General features: G+C 55.1%; 20 protein-coding genes and 1 tRNA gene. 14 read left to right on the top strand and 7 right to left on the bottom strand.

The annotated features are described in order from the left end of the window. Positions 1-34 precede the first annotated feature (34 nt). The 4 genes from ACMQ11_RS06635 to nspC all read right to left on the bottom strand — a co-directional run bounded on the left by ACMQ11_RS06635 (position 35) and on the right by nspC (position 5,687). Positions 35-2,017, bottom strand: coding sequence for a TonB-dependent receptor plug domain-containing protein (locus ACMQ11_RS06635; RefSeq protein WP_418991977.1), 1,983 nt, complete (start codon positions 2,015-2,017; stop codon positions 35-37). A gap of 92 nt (positions 2,018-2,109) precedes the next feature. Next, entirely contained in the window at positions 2,110-3,213 is a 1,104-nt protein-coding gene (pelA, locus tag ACMQ11_RS06640) for a pectate lyase (protein ID WP_418991978.1), read from the bottom strand. Positions 3,214-3,233: 20 nt separating this feature from the next. Next, complete coding sequence (locus ACMQ11_RS06645) at positions 3,234-4,526, bottom strand: cysteate synthase (RefSeq protein WP_418991979.1); 1,293 nt, start codon at positions 4,524-4,526, stop codon at positions 3,234-3,236. A 24-nt stretch (positions 4,527-4,550) separates the two neighbouring features. Beyond that, on the bottom strand, positions 4,551-5,687 hold the full coding sequence (gene nspC, locus ACMQ11_RS06650) for a carboxynorspermidine decarboxylase (RefSeq protein WP_418991980.1): 1,137 nt from the start codon (positions 5,685-5,687) through the stop codon (positions 4,551-4,553). A 439-nt stretch (positions 5,688-6,126) separates the two neighbouring features. Here nspC and ACMQ11_RS06655 point away from each other — a divergent pair, with 439 nt between their 5' ends. Further along, positions 6,127-6,384: a hypothetical protein gene (locus ACMQ11_RS06655; RefSeq protein WP_418991981.1), complete on the top strand. Its 258-nt coding sequence runs from the start codon at positions 6,127-6,129 to the stop codon at positions 6,382-6,384. A gap of 63 nt (positions 6,385-6,447) precedes the next feature. Here ACMQ11_RS06655 and ACMQ11_RS06660 read toward each other — a convergent pair whose 3' ends face one another. Together ACMQ11_RS06660 and ACMQ11_RS06665 are read right to left on the bottom strand one after the other, a co-directional pair. Continuing rightward, a complete protein-coding gene (locus tag ACMQ11_RS06660; protein WP_418991982.1) occupies positions 6,448-7,635 on the bottom strand; it encodes a saccharopine dehydrogenase family protein in 1,188 nt (395 codons plus the stop codon). 83 nt (positions 7,636-7,718) lie between these two features. Continuing rightward, positions 7,719-8,009 (bottom strand): hypothetical protein, encoded by a 291-nt coding sequence (locus ACMQ11_RS06665; protein WP_418991983.1) that lies wholly within the window; start codon positions 8,007-8,009, stop codon positions 7,719-7,721. 394 nt (positions 8,010-8,403) lie between these two features. Between ACMQ11_RS06665 and ACMQ11_RS06670 the strand changes: the two genes are divergently transcribed. Beyond that, a tRNA-Lys gene (locus tag ACMQ11_RS06670) sits at positions 8,404-8,476 on the top strand. 60 nt (positions 8,477-8,536) lie between these two features. On the opposite strand, the gene ACMQ11_RS06675 is transcribed toward ACMQ11_RS06670, so the two are convergent. Further along, positions 8,537-9,841, bottom strand: a complete 1,305-nt coding sequence (locus tag ACMQ11_RS06675; protein WP_418991984.1) for a glycoside hydrolase family 28 protein — start codon at positions 9,839-9,841, stop codon at positions 8,537-8,539. 554 nt (positions 9,842-10,395) lie between these two features. Between ACMQ11_RS06675 and ACMQ11_RS06680 the strand changes: the two genes are divergently transcribed. The 12 genes from ACMQ11_RS06680 (at position 10,396) to ACMQ11_RS06735 (ending at position 22,612) form a co-directional block, all read left to right on the top strand. After that, complete coding sequence (locus tag ACMQ11_RS06680) at positions 10,396-10,944, top strand: UpxY family transcription antiterminator (RefSeq protein WP_418991985.1); 549 nt, start codon at positions 10,396-10,398, stop codon at positions 10,942-10,944. Positions 10,945-10,984: 40 nt separating this feature from the next. Beyond that, complete coding sequence (locus ACMQ11_RS06685; protein ID WP_418991986.1) at positions 10,985-12,169, top strand: glycosyltransferase family 4 protein; 1,185 nt, start codon at positions 10,985-10,987, stop codon at positions 12,167-12,169. A gap of 19 nt (positions 12,170-12,188) precedes the next feature. Further along, a complete protein-coding gene (gene gmd / locus ACMQ11_RS06690; protein ID WP_418991987.1) occupies positions 12,189-13,271 on the top strand; it encodes a GDP-mannose 4,6-dehydratase in 1,083 nt (360 codons plus the stop codon). Between the two features lie 2 nt (positions 13,272-13,273). Next, positions 13,274-14,353, top strand: coding sequence for a GDP-L-fucose synthase family protein (locus ACMQ11_RS06695; RefSeq protein WP_418991988.1), 1,080 nt, complete (start codon positions 13,274-13,276; stop codon positions 14,351-14,353). Between the two features lie 12 nt (positions 14,354-14,365). Continuing rightward, positions 14,366-15,256 (top strand): glucose-1-phosphate thymidylyltransferase RfbA, encoded by an 891-nt coding sequence (gene rfbA / locus ACMQ11_RS06700; protein WP_418991989.1) that lies wholly within the window; start codon positions 14,366-14,368, stop codon positions 15,254-15,256. After that, positions 15,253-15,825: a dTDP-4-dehydrorhamnose 3,5-epimerase gene (gene rfbC, locus ACMQ11_RS06705; RefSeq protein WP_418991990.1), complete on the top strand. Its 573-nt coding sequence runs from the start codon at positions 15,253-15,255 to the stop codon at positions 15,823-15,825. Before rfbA ends, rfbC begins: the two co-directional genes overlap by 4 nt. After that, on the top strand, positions 15,818-16,684 hold the full coding sequence (gene rfbD, locus ACMQ11_RS06710; RefSeq protein WP_418991991.1) for a dTDP-4-dehydrorhamnose reductase: 867 nt from the start codon (positions 15,818-15,820) through the stop codon (positions 16,682-16,684). The genes rfbC and rfbD overlap by 8 nt, the downstream gene beginning before the upstream one ends. Before the next feature lie 4 nt (positions 16,685-16,688). Further along, positions 16,689-17,747 (top strand): dTDP-glucose 4,6-dehydratase, encoded by a 1,059-nt coding sequence (rfbB, locus tag ACMQ11_RS06715; protein WP_418991992.1) that lies wholly within the window; start codon positions 16,689-16,691, stop codon positions 17,745-17,747. Between the two features lie 112 nt (positions 17,748-17,859). Beyond that, positions 17,860-19,356: an oligosaccharide flippase family protein gene (locus tag ACMQ11_RS06720; protein ID WP_418991993.1), complete on the top strand. Its 1,497-nt coding sequence runs from the start codon at positions 17,860-17,862 to the stop codon at positions 19,354-19,356. 3 nt (positions 19,357-19,359) lie between these two features. Continuing rightward, a complete protein-coding gene (locus ACMQ11_RS06725) occupies positions 19,360-20,451 on the top strand; it encodes a polysaccharide pyruvyl transferase family protein (protein ID WP_418991994.1) in 1,092 nt (363 codons plus the stop codon). Next, complete coding sequence (locus ACMQ11_RS06730) at positions 20,448-21,611, top strand: Coenzyme F420 hydrogenase/dehydrogenase, beta subunit C-terminal domain (protein ID WP_418991995.1); 1,164 nt, start codon at positions 20,448-20,450, stop codon at positions 21,609-21,611. The genes ACMQ11_RS06725 and ACMQ11_RS06730 overlap by 4 nt, the downstream gene beginning before the upstream one ends. Next, positions 21,608-22,612: a glycosyltransferase family 2 protein gene (locus tag ACMQ11_RS06735; RefSeq protein ID WP_418991996.1), complete on the top strand. Its 1,005-nt coding sequence runs from the start codon at positions 21,608-21,610 to the stop codon at positions 22,610-22,612. Before ACMQ11_RS06730 ends, ACMQ11_RS06735 begins: the two co-directional genes overlap by 4 nt. Positions 22,613-22,615: the final 3 nt, after the last annotated feature.

The raw sequence follows: 22,615 nt of genomic DNA on the forward strand, positions 1-22,615 counted from the left end.
TATGCAGCGGGCCGAATGCAGCCGGATAAAAGTTTTACCTGCCGATGGTCAACGTGACGCCTGCGACGACCCAGGCACCCGGCAGGCGGATACCGCCCAGGTCGCAGTAGCTGGTGTCGGTGATGTTCGTGGCATCGACATAGAGACGGCAGATGCCCTTCTCCCACGCAAGGCGTCCGTCGAGCAACAGGTAAGGTGCATAATCGCGCACCTCGCTCACGGACGAATCGCCCGACACGGGATAGTGCGTGTAACTGCCGTTGCGGTCCGAGACCGACCCGGTGAGCGCGAGCGACATGCGCCTGAGGAAGCGGAACTCCACGGCAAGGGCGGCCTTGTGCCGCATGAAATCCATGGCACTGCGGGCAATCACCTCCTCGTTGCGGCTGGTGGTAACATAGGCATACGAGAGCGTCAGGCGCCGCAGGAATCCCGCGCCAGAAGAGTAGCCGCCAGTCAGCTCCAGGCCGTAAGTGTTGAGCCGGCTGGACTGCTCGGAGTGCCATTTGCCCTCCATATCCTCGCGCAAAACCCAGTCGATCACGTCGCGCCCGGCCCGGTAGTAGGTCAACAGCGAGACATTCCAGCGGTTTTTTGCATACGCGGCTCCGAGACGCCCCGTAATGGCCCGCTCGGGTCCAAGATCGAGGTTATTGATCTGCGCCGGGGAGGTGTAATAGAGGTCCGTGAAGGTCGGAAGGCGCATCGACTGCGACACGCCGGCTTCCAGATGCAGCCCGTCGACGGGTGTGTATTCGCCCGCCAGGTTCCACAGGACCGAACTGCCATAGGAGGTAAGGCTCAGGCCCCCGGACGCCGTCACGGACAACCTTCCCCAGCGCTTGACGTGCCGCAGCCAGAGGTTGCCCGTATGGCGGGAGGTGGCGTGGGTGTAGCGGCCATGCGGATGCGGGAGCGGTTCGCCGAGGTTGGTGCTGAAAATGTGATTGAACGCATAATCACCGCCAAGGGTGGTCACGCCGCCCGTCCAGTCGCAGTCGGCCCATGCCCGGACACCCGCGTTGTCCGTGACATGTCGGTTCATGGCTTCACCGCGCGTCCAGTCGTAGCGGTCGAAGTTCTTGCGGTAGCTCGCCGAAGCTCCGAACGAGAAGCGCCCCGCCCCGCCCTGCCAGCGCAGCGATGCGAGGGCCGTGGAGGTACGCTCCCATTGGTCGGGGTTGTAGGCGGCATAGAATCCGTTGGAGCCGAATGCGCGGTCCTGATACCCGGCCTGAAAGTCGAAATAGCCGGCCCGAACGGTCTCGTACGAGGCGCGGACGAAAGCGTTGTACGTGGTAAAATCGGTGTTGTGCATGTAGCCGTCGCTGCGGCGGTACGAAGCCGCGGCAAGCACCGAAAGGCGCTCCGTCGTAACGGCACCCGAGAGGTTCGCATAGGCGTAGCCGTGCTGGCCGCCGGCGCCCTCGAAGCGCAGGTAACGCGGCCGCAGCGGCGCCGTGCGGATATTCACCGCCCCCGCGTAAGCGCCCACGCCCGGCACGCCGTCGAGCAATTCGACGCCCGAGATGCAGTCCAGATCAACGGGCAGCGAGTGGGACTGGTGCCCCGTGCGGGCATCCGTGAAGTCGATGCCGTTCAATAGAATCATGGTTTGGTCGAAAGAGCCTCCCCGAATGGAGATGTCCGCCTGTGTGCCCTTGCTCCCGCGCTCCCGCAGATCGACCTGAGGTGCCAGACGCAGAGCGGCTTCCAGTGTCTGGACGGGCTCCGCAGTCTGTGCTTTCCGGTCGAAAAGCGGGGTGTGCGACAAGGCGTTCTGCGACGGGGAGGTTTGAGTCCCCGAAACGCCGACTTCGTCGATACGCAGCGTCCTGAGGACGGCCGCGGTGTCGGAAGCCTGCGCCGATGCGCCTTGCGTCGTGAGCAAGAGAATGGACATCGTGAACGGGAGGACTCCGATCATCACGCAGCGGTGCAGACTCGCAAAGGCTGCCCAGCCCTTGCGGCACCACCGGCGAAAACAGGGAATCCGGTTTGTTCTGATGCTTTTCATCTTGTCTTGAATAATTAATTAATAAAAAAGCGGTTTGGAGAGGTCCGGCTGCATGCCTTCTTCCAAACCGCTGCAAAGATAGTAAATTCGGACTATTTGCCGCTTTTTTTCTCGACTTTACGCAACCATGAGGGATACTTTTTCAGCACCTTGTTGCCCCAGCCGCCATACCAGGCGTAGCCGGTGCGCCGTTCGGCCGGGACCTCGCAGAGGTTGTAGACGATCTTGCCCTCGCGCGTGGACATGAACGGGCGGTTGGTCTCCAGCTCGTAGAAGCGCGCCCAGATGGGCGCAGCCTCCGCATCATCGACCAGCAGGCGGTCGCGCTTGATGCTGCGGTCCTCCTCCAGCCCCTCGGGTACGGAGACCGTTACGATCTTCTTGCCCGTGATCTTTGATCGTTCGAACCACGCGACGGCGGATTTAACGGCTTCGACCACCTCGGGCGACGGATTCTCGATCCGCATGAGCAGCATCACCAATCCGGCGCTTTCGCCCGCCGACAGAGACGGAAATTCGTACGATCGGGCCTTGCAGGGCTGAAGCGTCTCATGGTCGCTCTGCTGCGGCCAGACAGTCTTGACGCCATACTGAACATACTGGCATTTAAGCACGGTTTCGATGCCGCGATCGAACGAGGTCCGGATACGGGCCTTCAGCACATCGTCCACCCACGCATAGATCGGGTTGCCCTCCAGCACGTCGAGCCACGTGTCGAGCACACCCTCCATCACTCCGTCGTTGAACGTCACGGCATCCACGTCCCAGCCGCGCCAGCCGCCGTTGGGGTACTGCGTCGAGAGCATGTATTCGAAAGCGCGGCGCGCCGAGCCGCTGTACGTCGTGTCCCGGGTAAGGGACCAGACGTTCGAGAGAAATTCGGCCTGCGTGTAGACGTTCGAATTGTCGAGCGTGCTCTTGCGGCGGAACGGCGCGAGCGCCTGCTTGACGGAGTCGGGGTCGAGCTTGGCAAGCATGTCGATATTCTTCGGCCAGCCTCCGTCGGCATTCTGGTAGGCAACGATGTTGTCGGCGATCTCGCGGAACTGGTCGGGCCGGTAGCGCTCGTAGCTTCCCTTGTCGTGGTCCATGCGAAAATGGTTGACCGCATCGGCAAACCGATGGGTCGGAAGCTCCTGCGAGTTTCCTGCTGCGGCCGCGAACGACGCAGCCAGCAAGATCAGAATCTTTTTCATAAGCCCTTGTATTTGAAGGATCAGTTAAACAGTGCTTCGACCTTAGCCACCACGTCGTCCACATCGGGTTCGAGCGGAAAGACGTGGCTCGGCTTGAGGTACCACAGCTCCTTTCCCTCCTTGAAATGCTCCTCGCCGCCGCCCGTGATGTTGAGCATGACGGTGGCGTCTTTCCCGACCCGTCCGTCGGTCACGGCCTTGATCAGCGAAGCGGTGGCAATGCCCGCGGCCGAGTAAATATCGACCCCCTCCAACTCGTGAAAGAGTTTGCGGGCCTTGCGGGCCTGGGCGTTCGTGGCGGCGAAGACCTCTCCATCGGTAGCTTTCAAGGCGTCGTACAACCCGCCGGCGAGTCCATACGGAGGACGGCGGTTCGAGAGTACCTTGGCGTCGATGATCTCGGCGTCGCGGCGGGCCTTGTCGTCGTCGTAAGGGAGCATCTTGCGCGAATTGGCACGCCAGGCGTCGAACATGGGAACGAACGGCGCGTTCTGCGAGACCATCAGTTTCATGGTGTTCGTACCGAAACGCCCGTCTTCGATCAATCGCATGTTGGCCTCCCAGGCTGCGATGGCGCCCGTGCCGCTGCCGACGGCCTGGAAATAGTAGTCGGGAATGCGGCCGATGGTCGTCACGGCCGAGAGGGCCGTCGTGGCCATGCCGTCGCGGCGGGCGACATTCTTCGCTCCGCCCTCGGCATAGAATCCCGGACCCTTCAGGGCGATGTTCGAAAGGTGAATCGCGTCGAAATAGTCTCCCCCCTTTTCGCACGAAATCAGCTTCACGCAGGGGTTGAGCGGCTGGTCGAACCACAGCGCCTCGATGTTGTCGTAAGGCACCGAGAGCAGCAGGCGGATGTGGTTGTCGGAGCAGACCTTGGCGAATGCGCGGGCCGTGTTGCCGGCCGAAGCCACCACCAGCACGCGCTCTTCGTCCGCCGCAGCGCGTGCGCAGACCGAATAGGCCTCGGTCTCCTTGAACGAGCAGGTGGTCATCGTGGCACCGATGGCCGGATAGTAGCCGTTGAACGTGATCCAGAGGTTCTCCAGTCCCAGGTGTTTGCCCAGCCCCTTGCTGCGGTAGGTGACCGGTGCGGACGAGCCCGTGAGCATCCGCCGCACGGGTAACCAGTCCGCAAAGCGGTAGAGTCCGTATTCAGCCGGCTTTACGTCGAGTTGTTTCTTCGCATAACGGGTCCGGACGAGCGAGGGGGTTTTGCACATGCGGTCTTCGAGGGTCCAGCCTTCGTCGGCGAACTCGCGCCCCGTGGCGACGCATTCGAGAGTGTAGGCTGAGGGTGTAAAATCTTTCATCTATCTGTGTTTGAGTGTAATAGTCTATGACATGCGGTTGCGGAAATCCTCGTAGCCGAATTCGCGGATGAGGTCGATGCGCCCGTCACGGCGCACGATGACGATCGCGGGGTGCTGCACGCCGTTGAACATCGTGGTTTTGACCATCGTGTAGTGGATCATGTCCTCGAATACGATGCGCTCCCCCACCCGCAGTTCGTGGTCGAAAGCCCAGTCACCACAGTAGTCGCCCGCCAGGCAGCTCGTGCCGCCCATGCGCCAGCGCTTCTCGCCCGGGGCGGGTTCGTGCGCACCCACGATGGCGGGTTTGTAGGGCATCTCGAGGCAGTCGGGCATGTGACAGGCGAACGAAACGTCGAGCATCGCCGTATGCACCCCGCCGTTCTCCACGATGTCTTCGACGGTCGAGACCAGGTAACCCGTCCGCCAGGTAAAGGCGCTGCCGGGTTCGAGGATGAGCCGCAGGTGCGGATGCCGCGCGCGGAACTCCCGCAATACGGCGATAAGCGCGTCGCAGTCGTAATCGGCATGGGTCATCAGGTGGCCGCCGCCCATATTGAGCCATTCGATGCGGTCGAGGTACTTTCCGAAACGGCGCTCGACGGCTTCCAGCGCCAGCCGCAGATGCTCGGGCCGCGATTCGCACAGTACGTGGAAATGCAGCCCCTCGATGCCTGCGGGCAGTTCACCCAACTGCTCCGCGGTGATTCCCAAACGAGAACCGGCGACGCAGGGGTTGTAGAGGTCGGTTTCGACGGGTGAATAGCCGGGGTTGATTCGCAGACCGCACGAGATGCCGTTGATAAGGGCCTTTTGTCCGAAACGTTCGAACTGCGCCAGGGAGTTGAACGTGATGTGGTCGCTGCACCGCACGATCTCGTCGATATTGCGGTCGGTATAGACGGGGGCATAGGTGTGGGCCGGGCGGCCGAACTCCTCCAGCACGAGGCGGGCCTCGGCGGCGGAAGAGGCCGTAGCACCGTCGGAGTGGCGGGCCAATTCGGGGAAGATGCTCCACATGGCGCAGGCTTTCAGCGCCACGATGATCTCGGCCCCCGACTCGCGGCGCACGCGGTCGATCGTCTCCAGATTCCGGTCGAGCAACGCCTCGTCGAGCACATAGCACGGGGAGGGCAGTCTGCCAAGTATTTCAGCTTTCAAAGTTCAGTCGTTCAAATTGGCTGCGGCAAGCGGAACGGTCGCCGAAGCGGATGGAGTTCAAAACGTTGCAAAATTAACAAAATCATTGCTAAAACCGCCTTGCCGCAGGCGGGATTTCGCAGAAATAGGTATTTATACTTACCCCGACAGCGATTGCCCGACCGCATGTTTTGGATTGACAGACTAATTTGCTATCTTTGCCGTGCAATCCGCAGGAGCGGGTTGACTTGACCGTGCTGGAATCTGGTAAATTGTTGACTCGGTCGAGCGCATATCCTGCCTTTGCGGCGCAGCTCGCGCCGGATGGCACAGGGTGTGTATCTCCTACGTCATTACGGCGCGGGCTATATGTGCTTGTTTTTAGCGGGGCCTTACCAGAGCCTTTTGTAGAATGAGTAACATTAGTCCGCGTTCGTATTTTATGAATCGTCCCAAATATTTGTTTACCATCAGCGAGAGTTACGAAACCGCTGCGGCCCGTCTTTCGTTCGTCATGCGTGCCGCGGGTCTCGGCCCCGTAGCACTGGCACGCCGCCTGGGTCTTCCCGATTCAGGGGAACTTTACCGGGTTGCACGGAGCAACGATCCCATCCCCTTGGAACTGGCTCGGCTTATTCACGAACACTATCCCCAGATCGACTTGGAATGGCTGCGATCCGGAAAGATCTACGGAAAATTCGTAGATCCGATTCTTTAATGATGGGGCCGCAAAAAAAGCGGACCGCTCTTAACGGTCCGCAGCATTGCGTGCGAGGAAAAACTACACCTCCAGGTCGATGTCGAACTCTTCGACCCACGGCAGTCCCTGCTTGCCCAATTCCGCCAGGAACGGATCGGGGTCGAACTCCTCGACGTTGAAGACCCCGGCGCCGCGCCACAGCCCCTTGGCCCACATGGAAGCCCCTAAAGCCGCCGGAACGCCCGTCGTGAAGCTGACGGCCTGCGTGCCGGTCTGGCGGAAAGCCTCTTCGTGGTCGCAGTTGTTATAAATATAATAGGTGCGCTCCCTGCCGTCCTTGATGCCGCGGATGCGGCAGCCGATCGAGGTTTGACCGTGGTAGTTGGCGCCCAGCGACTTGGGATCGGGCAGCACGGCCTTGAGGAATTGAATGGGCACGATCTCGACCCCGTTGTAGATGATCGGGTCGATGCGCGCCATGCCGATGTTCTGGATCACGCGCAGGTGCGTAAGGTACTCCTGGCCGAAGGTCATCCAGAAGCGGGCACGCTTGATCGTCGGGTAATTCTTCACCAGCGATTCGAGCTCCTCGTGGTAGATCACATACGACTCGCGCTCGCCGATGCAGGGATAGTTGAGGGGCTTGTGAATCTCGTGCGGCTCGGTGACCACCCAGCGGCCGTCCTCGTAGTAGCGCCCTTTCTGCGTCACCTCGCGGATGTTGATCTCGGGGTTGAAATTGGTGGCGAAAGCCATGCCGTGGTTGCCGGCGTTGCAGTCGACGATGTCGAGGTAGTGAATTTCGTCGAAATGGTGCTTCGCGGCATAGGCCGTGAAGATCGCCGTGACGCCGGGATCGAAGCCGCAGCCGAGAATGGCCGTCAGCCCGGCCGCCTGGAAGCGGTCCTGGTAGGCCCACTGCCACGAATATTCGAAATGCGCCTCGTCCTTGGGTTCGTAGTTGGCCGTATCGAGGTAGTTGCAGCCGCACTCCAGGCAGGCGTCCATGATCGTGAGGTCCTGGTAAGGGAGAGCCACGTTGACCACGATGTCGGGTCGGAACGCGCTGAACAGTTCGCACAATTCAGCCACATTGTCGGCATCGACCTCGGCGATCTTCACGCGGTTGCCTCCGATTGCAGCGGCTACGGCGTCGCATTTGGATTTGGTGCGGCTGGCCAGCATCACGTCCGTGAAGACGGGATCGGCGGCGATCTTCTGGGTTACCACCGTTCCGACACCTCCGGCACCGATAATTAATGCTTTCATATCGTTTTGAAATTTGATTCGTTTGGGATACAAAATTAGACATTATTTCGGCAATCCCAAATCATCCTTTATCGGACTTTCGATTAGAGACTGCGAACCTTGCTTTCCAGCGAGCGGACTTTATCCTCCAGACTGCGGAGATTCGATCCGAGCGACGATGTTTCGTTCACCTTGCGCTCCAGCTGTTCGACCCTCCGCGAGAGGTCGGAAAGGCTGGGCGTACCATACGAACTGCCCGAAAGGCTTTCGACCTTGCGTCTCAATTCGTCGTACTTTTTCGAGAGGTCCGAAAGGCTGCCCGTGCCGTAGGAGGAGTAGGAACTGCCCGAAAACCGGTCGAGTTTGGTTTGCAGCTCGTCAGTCTTTTTCGCCAAGTCGTCGACGCTGGTTTGATAATAGGGATTATACGGGCCTGCGTCACGCCCTCTCAAGGATTCGAATTTGGTTTCCAGACTTTCGATTTTACTGGCCAGCTGGTCGAGGGTCGCGGTGGACTGGGCAGTTACGGTGCCAATGAAGAGTATAAAGGCGATCGAAAGAGCTAACGTACGCATGGTCGGATCGGTTTAGGGAAAATTCGCTGAGTAAAATTAGCAATAAAATCCCGCAACTGCAAATTCAACCGCGGAAGCACCCGAATCGTTTGGCAGGACCCTGGCCGCAAAAAATCGGCGGATGGGTTAAAAATTCCGGTCCGGATGTTGGAAATTAAAATATAATCCGTACATTTGCACCACCAAAACGGAGAAATTCCGATTGGTACACGGAGAATCCGTAGCTCAGCAGGTAGAGCACAACACTTTTAATGTTGGGGTCCTGGGTTCGAGCCCCAGCGGGTTCACGAAAAACAGAGGCAATCGGTCGATTACCTCTGTTTTTTATTGCCACTCGACCACGGGTTTCAAGGCCGGGGCGACACGTCCACGTTCTTCCACTCGAAATTGCGGACGTAATCGCGGCGGCAGGTCGTGTCACGGGCACGAATCGTCAGGTTTTCGAACCGAAAATCGGACAGCAGGTACTGATCTTCGGCCCGGCGGACGTTGAAGAACGTCTCGCAATCGAGGTCGATGTTGCGCATCGTCACGTGCGAGGAGTAGGACATGGGCCTGTCCGGGCGGCCTTTAAGGTCGAAGAACTGCGACCAGGGCTTCACGAACAGAAACGAACCGACGTTTCCGGTAATATCCTCGACCAGGATATATTCGTAATTCTGCGGCGTATCCGGGCGCATCTTGAGCCACAGCAGGCGGTTGGCGCCGTCTACCGTGCAGCGGCGCAGCACGATGTTGCGGTTGTGCACCGACTCGCTGCCGCAGGTCAGCGCACTGTGGCACTTGCCGTAGGTGCAATCTTCGATGACGATGTTGTAATTGCCCCCGTTCCCGGGTTCGGTGTCCGCCCAGGGACCTTTGCCCCCTTTGAGCGCCACGGCGTCGTCGTTCACCGAGAGGTAGCACCCCCTGATGTGGACATTGGAGCAAACGTCCAGGTCGATGGCATCGGAACTGGGCGCCTTGACCGGTTCGAACGGCGCGAGAATCCGCAGCCCCGACAGCCGCACGAACTCCGAACGGTAGATGTGCGTGGTCCAGAACGGCGAATTGCGAAGCGTCACGCCCTCCAGATGCACGTTCCGTGAATTGGAAATGTAAACCAGCCGGGGCCGCAATTCGTCCATGTTGGTGCATTTGGGGATGACTTTGCGGCGCAGCCAGAACGAACGCCAGTAACGTTCGCCATTGCCGTCGATCGCACCTGCGCCCGAAATGGTGAAGCCGTCCACGCTGTCCGCATTGATCAGGGCGGCAAAGTATTTGAGCGACTGGCCCTCGATGCGGGTGTCGACGATCGGGAAGTTCGAGATTTCGTCGCTGCCTTTCAAGACGCCGCCCTCGAGCACGCGCAGGTGGGTTCCCGGTTTGAAGAAGAGCGACCCGGTGAGGTAGACGCCCTCGGGAATCACGACTACCCCACCCCGTTCGGCCGCGCGGTCGATCACGGCCTGCAAGGCTCGGGTCTGGATAAGCGTACTGTCGCGCACCACGCCATAATCCGTTACGACGAATTGTTCGCCCAACGCCGCGGGATCGATCTTCACGCATGCGTCGAACCAGGGATCGACGGCCGTGCCGTCGGGAAATGTCTGTCCGGCCCGTGCCGCGAGGGCTGCGGCAGCCAAGAAAAGAGTCAGCAGGTATTTCATCTTTTACATAAGTATTGGTTTCCCAACAAAGATAGGTACAATGTAGGAATTCCGGGCAAGGTAAACCGTGCGAAAAACTGCGGCAAATGATTTTTTGTATGCGTGCGGCAGCACCCTCCGTCCGGTTGCAACAGTTGAAAGGACCGGTTCTTACACGATTCGGACCGTTCCGGCGAGGGCGGCATTCGGAAAATGATCGTTACGGTCGATAAAAAGAGACGAAATCTCCCTTTTCGTTTTTATTTTTGAAATAAATAGCTATCTTTGTACTGCAAACGGGAGAAAGCACCCTTGGTGCAATTCCATGCAAACAAGACATAAAGAGGCGCAAAAGAGACATTGTCAGCCCTTTTTATGTCCTTTTTTGTTTACACCCCGGACGTTTTGGAGTAGAGTCCGAATGGCGGAGCCGAAGGCTGCTTCGGAATTTTTACTACCTTTGCGTGCGATAGAAGAGGGTGCGCAGGCCCTATCGTAGGGATGCGCGTGAGATGGATTCACATACGATTTCAACAATATCGACTGCCGCTCTTTAGCGGCGGTGTCCCCAGGGAATGTCCATAATAGAACGATCCGACAAGAGCCAGGCGTGGTTTGCCATCCGTGTAACGTACAGCCGGGAAATGCTGGTAAAGAGCTATCTGGACGGCATCGGCATCGAGAATTACATCCCGATGCATACGGCCGTACGGACTTACAACGGCACCTCGCGCAAAGTGTGGGAACCGCTGGTACACAACCTGATCTTCGTGCGCACATCGGCCGGGGAACTGAAACGCATCAAAAGCGAATCGGCGCTGCCGATCCGCTACATCATGAACCGCGAGACCAACACCCCTACCGTGATTCCCGAGCGCGAGATGCAGGACTTTATCGCCGTCGTAGCCACGCTGAACGAGCATGTCGAAATCGTACCGCCCGAAGCGGTCGACCTGAGCAGCGGCGACCGCGTGCGGATTACGGACGGCCCTTTCAGGGGAATCGAGGGGGTCTATATCCGCCACAAGGGCCACAGCAAGGTCGCCGTGGCGATCCGCGACATAGCCACTGCACTGACGGCCTATGTACCTGCGAAATTCATCGAAAAACTCATGACCGAATAGATCGGAGAAAGTCCGTCGTTTGCTGCAAAGACGTTAGCCTATGGAATTTTTAGACTATTTCGAACTCATCGTACTGCCGTTCCTCATCTCGCTGACCGCCGTGTGGATCATCCATCCGCACCTGGTCAAGATCGCCAAGATCAAGGATCTGGTCGACAATCCGAATGCACGGAAGCTCCAGAAAGAGCCCGTCCCCATCCTGGGCGGTGTGGCGGTCTTTTTCGGTATCTTCATGAGCCTCTCGATCGCAGGCATTCTGGCCGAGTGTTCGGAACTGTTCGTGCTCCTGACCTCCATGCTGCTCATGCTCTACCTGGGTACGATGGACGACATTCTCGACCTGAGGGCCGTCACCCGGCTGGCCGTGCAGATCGGGGCAGCGCTGGTACTGATCTATATGGGTGCAGGCTACAAGATGAACAACCTGCTCGGTTTGTGGGGCATCACGACCATTCCCGACTGGATCGCCGTGCCCCTGACGGTTTTCGCCGCCGTGGGAATCATCAACGCCACCAACCTGATCGACGGCGTGGACGGCCTTTCGTCGGGATTCGGCGTCATGGCCAGCATCGTATGCTCGGTGGCGTTCTATTTCGTGGGCGACTACCCCATGGTCATCCTCTGCGCCTCGACGGTAGGCGCCATGACGCTCTTCTTCCTGCACAACGTCTTCGGCAAGGAGTCGAAAATGTTTATCGGCGACGGCGGGACACTCGTGCTGGGGATCGTGTTGGCCGCCTATGTCACGCGGCTGATAAACTCCACGCACCTGCTGGCTCCGGAGCTGCTGGTCAACAGTTCGGCTTCGGTCATTCCTTTCACGCTGGCCGTGCTCTCCATTCCGGTTTTCGACACCCTGCGGGTCATGAGCACCCGGATTCTGAGCGGCAAGTCGCCTTTCCATCCCGACAAGACGCATCTGCACCACATGTTCATCGATCTGGGATTCTCGCACGTCATTACGACCGTCACCATATTATCGCTCAATACGTTGGTTATTGCGATCTGGGCTTTCGCCTACCTGCACGGGGTGTCGGCCGACATGCAGACGCTCATCGTCGTACTGACAAGCGTGACGGCCACGTTCGGTCTCTATTTCTGCGTGCAGCGCTTCAAATACGGCAACCCGGACCGCTATGCCCGCCTGGCCGCATTCATCCGCGCCCGGCAGCCCCAGCGGGACGGCTGGTTCCTGGTCGTGCAGAAAATCATCGACAGAATCTAATTCAAACTCATAAATTCCCATGTCAAAAGTTGCTTTAATTACCGGCATCACGGGTCAGGACGGTTCGTTCCTGGCTGAATTCCTGCTCGAAAAAGGATACGAGGTCCACGGCATCATCCGCCGTTCCTCCTCGTTCAACACCGCGCGCATCGAACACCTCTACCTCGACGAATGGGTGCGCGACATGAAGCAGAAACGGCTGGTCGACCTCCACTACGGAGACATGACCGACTCGAGTTCCCTGATCCAGATACTGCAAAAGGTGCGTCCCGACGAGATATACAACCTCGCGGCCCAGTCGCACGTCAAAGTTTCGTTCGACGTTCCCGAATACACCGCCGATGCGGATGCCGTCGGTACGCTCCGTCTGCTGGAGGCCGTGCGGATTCTCGGGCTCGAAAAAAAGTGCCGCATCTACCAGGCTTCGACCTCGGAACTCTTCGGCAAGGTGCAGGAGATTCCCCAAAAGGAGACCACTCCGTTCTATCCCCGCTCCCCGTACGGCGTGGCCAAGCAGTACGGATTCTGGATCACCAAGAACTACCGCGAGTCGTACGGCATGTTCGCCGTGAACGGGATTCTGTTCAACCACGAATCGGAGCGCCGGGGCGAGACGTTCGTCACGCGCAAGATCACGCTCGCCGCAGCCCGCATCGCACAAGGCTTCCAGGACAAGCTCTACCTGGGCAATCTCAATTCGCTGCGCGACTGGGGCTACGCCAAGGATTACGTGGAGTGCATGTGGCTGATCCTGCAACACGAGACGCCCGAAGATTTCGTCATTGCAACGGGCGAATACCACTCGGTACGCGAATTCACTACGCTTGCGTTCCGCGAGGTGGGTATCGAATTGACATGGGGGGGGGAAGGCGTCGACGAAAAGGGCGTCGACGCGGCCACCGGCCGTGTGCTGGTCGAGGTCGATCCCAAGTATTTCCGTCCGTCCGAAGTCGAGCAACTGCTGGGCGATCCGACCAAGGCTCGCACGCTGCTGGGATGGAATCCCCGCAAGACCTCGTTCCCCGAATTGGTGAAAATCATGGTCGAACATGATATGAAATTCGTCAAAAAACTCTATCTTCGCTCGAAAATAGAGGCGTAACGATGGAAAAAACTGCGAAAATATACGTCGCCGGCCACCGCGGGTTGGTCGGCTCGGCCATCTGGAACAACCTGCAATCGAAAGGTTACACCGACCTGGTCGGACGTTCGCACAAGGAGTTGGACCTGCTCGACGGCGCTGCGGTCAAACGATTTTTCGATCTCGAACAGCCCGAGTATGTGATCCTCGCCGCGGCCCATGTCGGGGGCATTCTGGCCAACAACACCTACCGGGCCGATTTCATCTACGAGAATCTGCAAATCCAGCAGAACGTGATCGGCGAGGCGTTCCGCCACGGTGTCAAAAAGCTGCTGGCGCTGGGTTCGACCTGCATCTACCCGCGAAATTGCCCCCAGCCAATCAAGGAGGAGTACCTGCTCACGGGCGAACTGGAATACACCAACGAACCCTATGCCCTTTCGAAGATCGTCGGACTGAAAATGTGCGAGAGCTTCAACCTCCAGTACGGCACCAACTACATCGCCGTCATGCCCACGAACCTTTACGGGCCCAACGACAATTTCCACCTCGAGAACTCGCACGTCATGCCCGCCATGATCCGCAAGGTGTTCCTCGCGCACTGCATGCGCACCGGAGCGTTGGAGGCCGTTCGCGCAGACATGAATCTGCGTCCGGTGGAGGGTGTGGACGGCTCGGCGACACAGCAGGAGATCGCTTCCGTACTGGCCAAATACGGTATCTCGGCCGACTGCGTGACCCTTTGGGGAACGGGCGCACCGCTGCGCGAGTTCCTCTGGTCGGAGGAGATGGCCGACGCCAGCGTCTTCGTCATGGAACACGTCGATTTCGAGGACGTGCGCGGAACGGGCCCGGAAGTGCGCAACTGCCACATCAACATCGGCACGGGCGAGGAGATTACGATCGGCGACCTGGCGCGGCTGATCGTCAAGACGGTCGGCTACACCGGCGAATTGCATTTCGACGCCTCGAAACCCGACGGCACGCCGCGCAAACTGTGCGACGTCACGAAGCTCCACAACCTCGGCTGGCACCACCGGATCGGGATCGAGGAGGGAGTCGAAAAACTCTATGACTGGTACCGGCAGAGCATCAACGCATAATAGTTATCTGGCATGAAAGGCATTGTTCTGGCCGGAGGTTCCGGCACACGTTTGTACCCGATTACGAAAGGAGTGAGCAAGCAGCTTCTCCCGATCTACGACAAACCGATGGTCTATTACCCGATCTCGGCCCTTATGCTGGCGGGAATCCGGGATATTCTGATTATCTCGACCCCCCAGGACCTGCCGGGTTTCCGGCGTCTGCTGGGCGACGGTTCGGATTACGGGGTCCGGTTCGCGTACGCCGAGCAGCCGTCGCCGGACGGTCTGGCGCAGGCGTTTTTGATCGGCGAAGAGTTCATCGGACGGGATTCGGTCTGCTTGGTGCTGGGCGACAACATCTTCCACGGCTCGGGCTTTACGGGGATGCTCCGCGAGGCTGTTCGGAATGCCGATCAGGAGGCCAGGGCCACGGTCTTCGGCTACCGCGTGGAGGACCCGCAGCGCTACGGGGTCGCGGAATTCGACGGGGCCGGCAACTGCCTTTCGATCGAAGAGAAACCGGAATATCCCAAATCCAACTACGCAGTGGTGGGTCTCTATTTCTATCCCAACAAGGTCGTGGAGGTGGCCAAAGGGATCAAACCCTCGGCCCGGGGCGAACTGGAGATCACCACGGTGAACCAGGAGTTTCTGCGCTCGGGGGAGTTGCGGGTCCAGCCGCTTCCGCGCGGCTTCGCCTGGCTCGACACGGGCACGCACGACTCGCTGGCCGAGGCGTCGATCTTCGTGGAGGTGATCGAGAAGCGGCAGGGTCTCAAGGTCGCGTGTCTGGAGGGAATCGCCTACCGCAACGGCTGGATCACCGAAGAGACGATGCGGGCGCTGGCGCAGCCGATGCTTAAAAACCAGTACGGTCGATACCTGCTGAAAGTCCTCGAAGAAACCACCCATACACTATGAAAGTCATCGAAACGGCGATACCAGGGATCGTGATCCTGGAACCCGACGTCTTCGGGGATGCCCGCGGTTATTTTCTGGAGAGCTATTCGCAAAAGCGGTTCGACGAGCTGGTCCGTCCGGTCCGGTTCGTCCAGGACAACGAATCGAAATCCCGGTTCGGCGTGCTGCGGGGTCTGCATTTCCAGAAAGGACGGTGGGCGCAGTCGAAACTGGTCCGCGTAGTCCGCGGCCGGGTGTTGGACGTGGCGGTGGACATTCGCCGGGGCTCACCCACTTTCGGACGACACGTAGCGGTGGAACTTACGGAAGAGAACCACCGACAGTTCTTCATCCCCCGGGGCTTTGCCCACGGCTTCTCGGTACTGAGCGAGGAGGCGGTTTTCCAATACAAGTGCGACAACCCCTATGCGCCCGATCGGGAGGGTGCCGTCGCCTGGAACGACCCGGCCATCGGCATCGACTGGCGCCTGCGCCCCGAAGAGGTGGTGCTGTCGCCCAAGGACAGCGCCCATCCGCTGCTGGCCGATGCTCCGGAACTGTTCGATTATAACGTCGACTATTATGCTTAATATCCTGATAACCGGTGCGAACGGACAGCTGGGCAGCGAGATGCGCCGGCTGGGAGCCGTCTCGCCCCACCATTACGTTTTCACGGACGTCGCGGAGCTGGACATCACCGACGCCGACGCCGTGCTCGAAACGATGCGCCGCGAGCGGATCGACGTGGCGGTCAACTGCGCGGCCTATACCAATGTGGAACGGGCCGAGGAGGATGCGGCGACGGCCGAACAGCTGAACTGCCGTGCCGCCGAGAACCTGGCCCGGGCCGCGGCCGCAACGGGCGCAACGCTCTTTCATATCTCCACGGACTATGTCTTCGACGGGCAGGCGCACCTGCCCTATACGGAGGAGGACGCCACGTCGCCCTTGGGGGTCTACGGACGTACGAAACTGGCCGGCGAGCAGGCCGTCGCCGCTTCGGGCTGCAAATACCTGATTTTCCGCACGGCGTGGCTCTACTCCCAATTCGGGAACAACTTTCTGAAGACCATGCTGCGGCTGACCGCCGAACGCGAGGAGCTGAAAGTGGTCTTCGACCAGGTTGGCACGCCGACCTATGCCGGGGACCTGGCGCTGGCGCTCTTCTCGATCATCGAGGGCGACCGCTACGCCGGGAACGAGGGCATCTACCACTTTTCGGACGAGGGCGTCGCCTCGTGGTACGATTTCGCCGTGGAGATCGCCTCGGCGGCCGGACACGACGGCTGCCGGATCCTCCCCTGCCGCACGGCGGAGTTCCCGACCAAGGCCGCACGCCCGGCCTATTCGGTGCTCGACAAGAGCAAAGTCAAAAGCATGTTCGCCATCGAGATACCCCACTGGCGGGAGTCGATGCTCTACTGCCTGCAAAAACTCGAAAACGACTGATCCCATGAAACGAACAATTCTGATTACCGGCGGCGCCGGCTTCATCGGCTCGCACGTGGTGCGGCTTTTCGTTACCAAATACCCCGACTACCGGATCGTCAACCTGGACAAACTGACCTATGCGGGCAACCTGGCCAACCTCAGGGACATCGAGGAGCGCCCCAATTATACGTTCGTGCGGGGCGACATCTGCGACCTGGAGGCGATGAGGGAGCTCTTCAGGCGATACGACATCGACGGAGTGATCCACCTGGCGGCCGAGAGCCACGTCGACCGTTCGATCAAGGACCCGTTTACGTTCGCACGTACCAACGTGCTGGGCACCCTGTCGCTGCTGCAAGCGGCCCGGGAGCACTGGAACGGCGACTGGGAGGGCAAGCGCTTCTACCACATCTCCACCGACGAGGTATACGGTGCGCTGGAGATGGACGGAGGTTTCTTCACCGAAACGACGCGCTACGATCCCCACAGCCCCTATTCGGCCTCGAAAGCGTCGAGCGACCATTTCGTGCGGGCTTTCCACGACACGTACGGACTCCCCGTCGTGGTGACGAACTGCTCGAACAATTACGGGCCCTACCAGTTCCCGGAAAAGTTGATTCCGCTGTTTATCAACAACATCCGGCACCGAAAGCCGCTGCCCGTCTATGGCAAGGGCGAGAATGTCCGCGACTGGCTCTACGTCGAGGACCACGCCCGGGCCATCGACCTGATCTTCCACAAAGGTAAAACCGCCGAGACCTACAACATAGGCGGCTTCAACGAGTGGCGTAACATCGACCTGGTGCGCGTGATCGTCCGCACGGTCGACCGGCTGCTGGGCAACCCCGAAGGCACCTCCGAAAAGCTGATAACTTTCGTCACGGACCGTGCCGGCCACGACCTGCGATACGCCATCGACTCATCGAAGCTCAAGAACGAGCTGGGCTGGGAACCCTCGCTGCAATTCGAAGAAGGCATCGAAAAAACCGTCCGCTGGTATCTGGATAACCAGCCGTGGATGGACAGCATCACCTCCGGCGAGTACGAAGATTATTACCGAAAAATGTACGAGTTCCTTTGATATTTCTGCAATAGGGAAGCGTCGAAACAAGGTTAAATATGTTCTATTAGTATATAATCAGCATCCTTTGCTATGATCCAAAATATCGGAATCAAGCAAATCGCAACACGCAATGTCATCCTATAAAAGCGTAATAAAGAACGTGGGGCTGCTTAGTAGCGCAAAGATCATTTTCTTGGCGTTAAGCGTCATACGCAACAAATTCACAGCCGTATGGCTCGGTGCGGACGGTATGGGTATCATGAGTATGTTCAATGCGATACTTTCTCCCGCGACAACGCTTGCGGACATGGGGGTCTCGACATCTGCAGTACGAAATATCGCTTCATCTAAAGACGATTATGAAACAGCGCGTCAAGTCAAAGCAATCCAGACATTCTATGTATTATCTCTGCTATTGACCATTTCAATAATGGTGCTGCTTGCGGGATTTCTCAAAAGAAGAATGCTCACCGATTCTCTTGGCACATGGACCGTATACGCACTTGCCTTTGTCGCTGCTTTTTCCGTACTAAGCAATTTCTTCAACTCCGTACTGCAGGCAAAAGGGAAAATTGCAAAATTAGTTACAGCTCAATTATACAGCACAATCATAGGAAGTGTATTTACACTTGTCATTATTTACTTTTTCCGCATTGACGGAATAGTATGGGGATTGTTGGTCGGAGCTATGATTGGATTGCCGATCGGTTGGTATTTTTTCAACAAGTTACATATTCCGAAAGTTGAGATATCGGCCAAAGACAGTATTTCAATTATCAAGGACCTGCTGCTTACCGGAGGACTTGTTACACTGGCAGGATTCTCGGCTACTATGTGCATTGTATTTGCTAAAGTATTTCTTCTAAATCATCTGGGGCTTAAAGTGGTTGGTTTTTATGAAGTAAGCGTAGCCTTTTCTAATATATATATTGGCATGATTTTACAAAGTATGGGAACCGATTTTTTCCCCAGATTATGCCAAGTCGTTGGCCAGCCAAGGCAAATGTACCAATTGGTCAATGAACAGATGGAAATCGGATTATTGTTTGCTACGATAGGTGTAGATATCTGTCTTATTATTGCACCCACACTTTTGATAACATTATATAATTCGGAATTTATTGCAGCAACAGATATGCTACGTTGGCAATGTGTCGGGGTCGGATTGCGTGTACTTGGTTATCCGCTCGGCTACTTATTGATGGCCCAAAGAAGAAATATTGCCTATTTTTGTCTTCAACTGTCATTTTGGTGCAGTTACTACCTGGCTATCACAGGAGGTGTTCGTTTTTTTGGGATGAAATTTATCGGCATCGACTATATTTTCGCATACGCAATTTACCTATGTTTCGGATACATTTTGGCATATAAAACAGGGCTACGCCCGACTCCACTGCTGAAAAAAGTCTTCATTTTTTCCCTTTCTTCCCAATTTATTCTGTTGCTTTCCGTCTTTCTGTTGCCGCCCCCCTACTCTTATTTAGTTGCGTCGATATTCTATATTTACGTATTGTGGAAAGCGGACCAAATACTGAAGCTTCATTTCGAGATCAATCTTATGGCAAATCTAAGGATTATGCTTTCACGAATACGCCTACGAATATTCAAACATGATAATTCGGAATAATACATGAAAATCGGAATCATTACATTCCATTGGGCAGCCAATTACGGTGCTGTATTACAAACTTTCGCTTTACAACACTATTTACATGATCTGGGACACAAAGTGGAGGTTATTGATTATCGTCCTCAATGGGCTAAAGATGTAAAGAAGATACCTTGTCCATCTACACTCGGATCCGCAATTTCATTCGTAGACGAGTTGTACAAAAGACACATTTTCGCAAAATTTATAAAACGATATATCAATTTGTCCTCAAGCACATCAACGACCCCAACAGATTTGCCATATATTGCCGCACAATTCGACCTCATACTAACTGGTAGTGACCAGGTATTTAACCCGGACATAATTGCTCAAAACGGAGAGCCTGATAAGGTTTATTTACTCGACTTTTCGAAGGTACATACAAAAAAAGCAGCCTATGCAGCCAGTTTCGGAAATTCATTTTTGGCAGCACGCTATCACGATTACTATCAACAATTATTTCAGAGTTTCGATAAAATAGGCATACGAGAAAAATCCGGGCTTGAGATTGTTAAGAAAATGAATATCAGCGATGTATTTTGGACCCCAGATCCGACATTTCTTTTGAAAAATTATGATTTTTTATTGGATAAAAATCGTTCTCATAAAAAATATATATTTAAACTATTGTTTCAAGAAACACCGCAAGCTTTGAAATATTTGGATCGAATTATTGAAATTCATCGTGGTCTCCCCATAAAGCAACTTTCTGATTTCAAATCTCGGATATTAGGAAAAAATGGCTCGATCCATCCATCCCCTCAAAAATGGGTGGAACTGATTAGGAACGCCGAATTAATCATAACCGACTCTTTTCATTGTACTGTTTTTTGTATTATTTTCCACCGTCCATTTATCGCGTTAGCATTAACGGGTTGGGGAACCGATTGGTCTGAACGCATCAAATCACTGTTAAATCGGCTCGGGTTATTTGAGCGTTTTCTGGATTCTAATGACCCATCCAAACTGGACGCTTTAATTAACAAACAGATTGACTGGGACCTCGTGGATAATAATCTCAATGAATGGAGAAATGAAGGCGTACAGTTCCTGAAAGAACTATTGGCGTGAAACACATCGAAATTATCTCCACAAAAAATTGTTGTGGCTGTGGTAGTTGCGGCGTACAATGCCCGGTAAACGCTATTACCTTTATTCGGGATTCGACTGGATTTGCCTATCCTCAAGTGAATGATGCCACCTGTATAAACTGCGGATTATGCATACAATCCTGTCCTATGCTCAATCCTCCTCAGTCAGGAGGGGAGCCATCATTTTATGGCGGATACAATCTCGATTCAGAAATACGTAAGGCAAGTTCTTCAGGGGGCTGTTTTTCTGCGCTTGCGGAATTGATTATTCAAGATAAGGGAATCGTAGTAGGAGCAGCATTTTTCCCTTCAGGAACAAAGCACATTTGTATAGAAAACAGCCGGAATCTGGAAAGATTGAGGGGCTCAAAATATGTCGAAAGCAATGTTATTGATATTTGGCCAGAAATTATAAATCACCTTAAATCTGGCAAAAAACTCCTATTTTCTGGCACACCTTGTCAAGTTGCAGCTGCCCGGAAAATACTCAGCAAATGGTATACACGGATTATTTTTATCGAAACAATCTGTTTAGGTACTCCTTCGCCGCTTCTATTTCAGCGCTACTTGTCATGGAAAGAATGCAAGGTTTCAGCCCACACCATAGATTTTAGATTCAGATATAAAGATCAAGCGGGAAATACCTCCAAATTAAAACATCAGACCACAAAAGGAACATTCTGTTACGACATCAAACAGGATCCATATATGCAGGCGTTTTACCGCGGGATCTCCCTGAAACCGAGTTGCTATGCCTGTCACTTCAAAGGATTCCCAAGAACAGCCGACATAACGCTCGGAGATTTCTGGGGTGTCGAGAATGTCTTCCCTGAATACGATTCCAATAAAGGTATTTCATTGGTCATCTGCAACACTCAGAAAGGACACGAACTTTTATCCAGAATTAGTCTCTCTTTCATATTGAAACAGACGACTCAGGCATTGGCTGAAAGAGAAAATCCCATGCTTGCCATGTCTGCCAAAGAACCACAAGAACGGGATCAATTTTGGCGAGATTTCAATGTCATGCAAACCTCTAAATTATTTGTAAAATACCGGCTGATGCGCACTCAAAGGGAAAAGTTGCGCGATTTACTTCACTACGCAGCTTCTTCTATATGGCACATGATTAAAAAATGACAACAAACGTACAACCTCTAATTTCAATCATCATACCCGTCTACAATGTTGGGCATTATCTAAATTACACGCTGGATTGCGTCTCAAATCAAGATTACCCGAATCTGGAAATTCTGATAATAGATGACGGATCGACCGATGACTCGTTGTCTCTATGTCGGAAATATGCATTGCGGGATCCTCGATTCAAAGTGTTCCATCAGCCAAATCAGGGCGTGTCACAAGCTCGGAATAAAGGCTTGGAACTTGCAAGCGGCACATATATCGGTTTTGTAGATTCAGACGACATGCCGGCTCCAAATATGTTTTCTTCTCTGTATGCCGATTTAATTGCTTCGCGAGCCGATTTGGCAATTTGCGACACCGCGTTCATTGGGGAAAACACCACTGAGATCGTATCGACACCCATCCGTCAAAAGACGACTCAAGTTTATAAAATCAATGGTAACTGGCAAAAATTTCTCTGGGGAAAAGAGGAACGCAAATTTTATTGCATTTGGGATAAACTTTTTAAGAGAGAAATATTACAAGAATACGGAATTCTTTTCGATAGGGAATTGAGTATCGGGGAAGATACTCTATTTACTGTTTCCTATTTTTTATGTTGCAATACTATCGCTATCAACTATAATACCTTTTACAATCATCGCATCCGGCAGGGCTCGTTGATGCGTTCGCCAATTCCGGATCTGGCCAAACAACAAATTCATCGCATCGACAAACTCGAAACATTTGTTCAAAAAAAATTAAATGATAAAGAAATTGCTGGCGAATTAATTCGATCATTCAAGGCAAGGATGCTTATTACCTTTTTGACATCCAAGCAACTGAATAAATACGAATTCATAAAGAGCATCCATGTAATCAGCACTCGAAAAGACATTTTGAATGCCTTTTATCATAAAGCAAAATCGGGAAGCAAGCGAGAAAAATTAACTGCTTTCATCTTTCGATATATCCCACTGCAACTCGCAACACACACACTCTATTTTATACGTTGAAAG

This window comes from Alistipes sp. (genome assembly GCF_048465575.1).
Classification (GTDB): Bacteria; Bacteroidota; Bacteroidia; order Bacteroidales; family Rikenellaceae; genus Alistipes.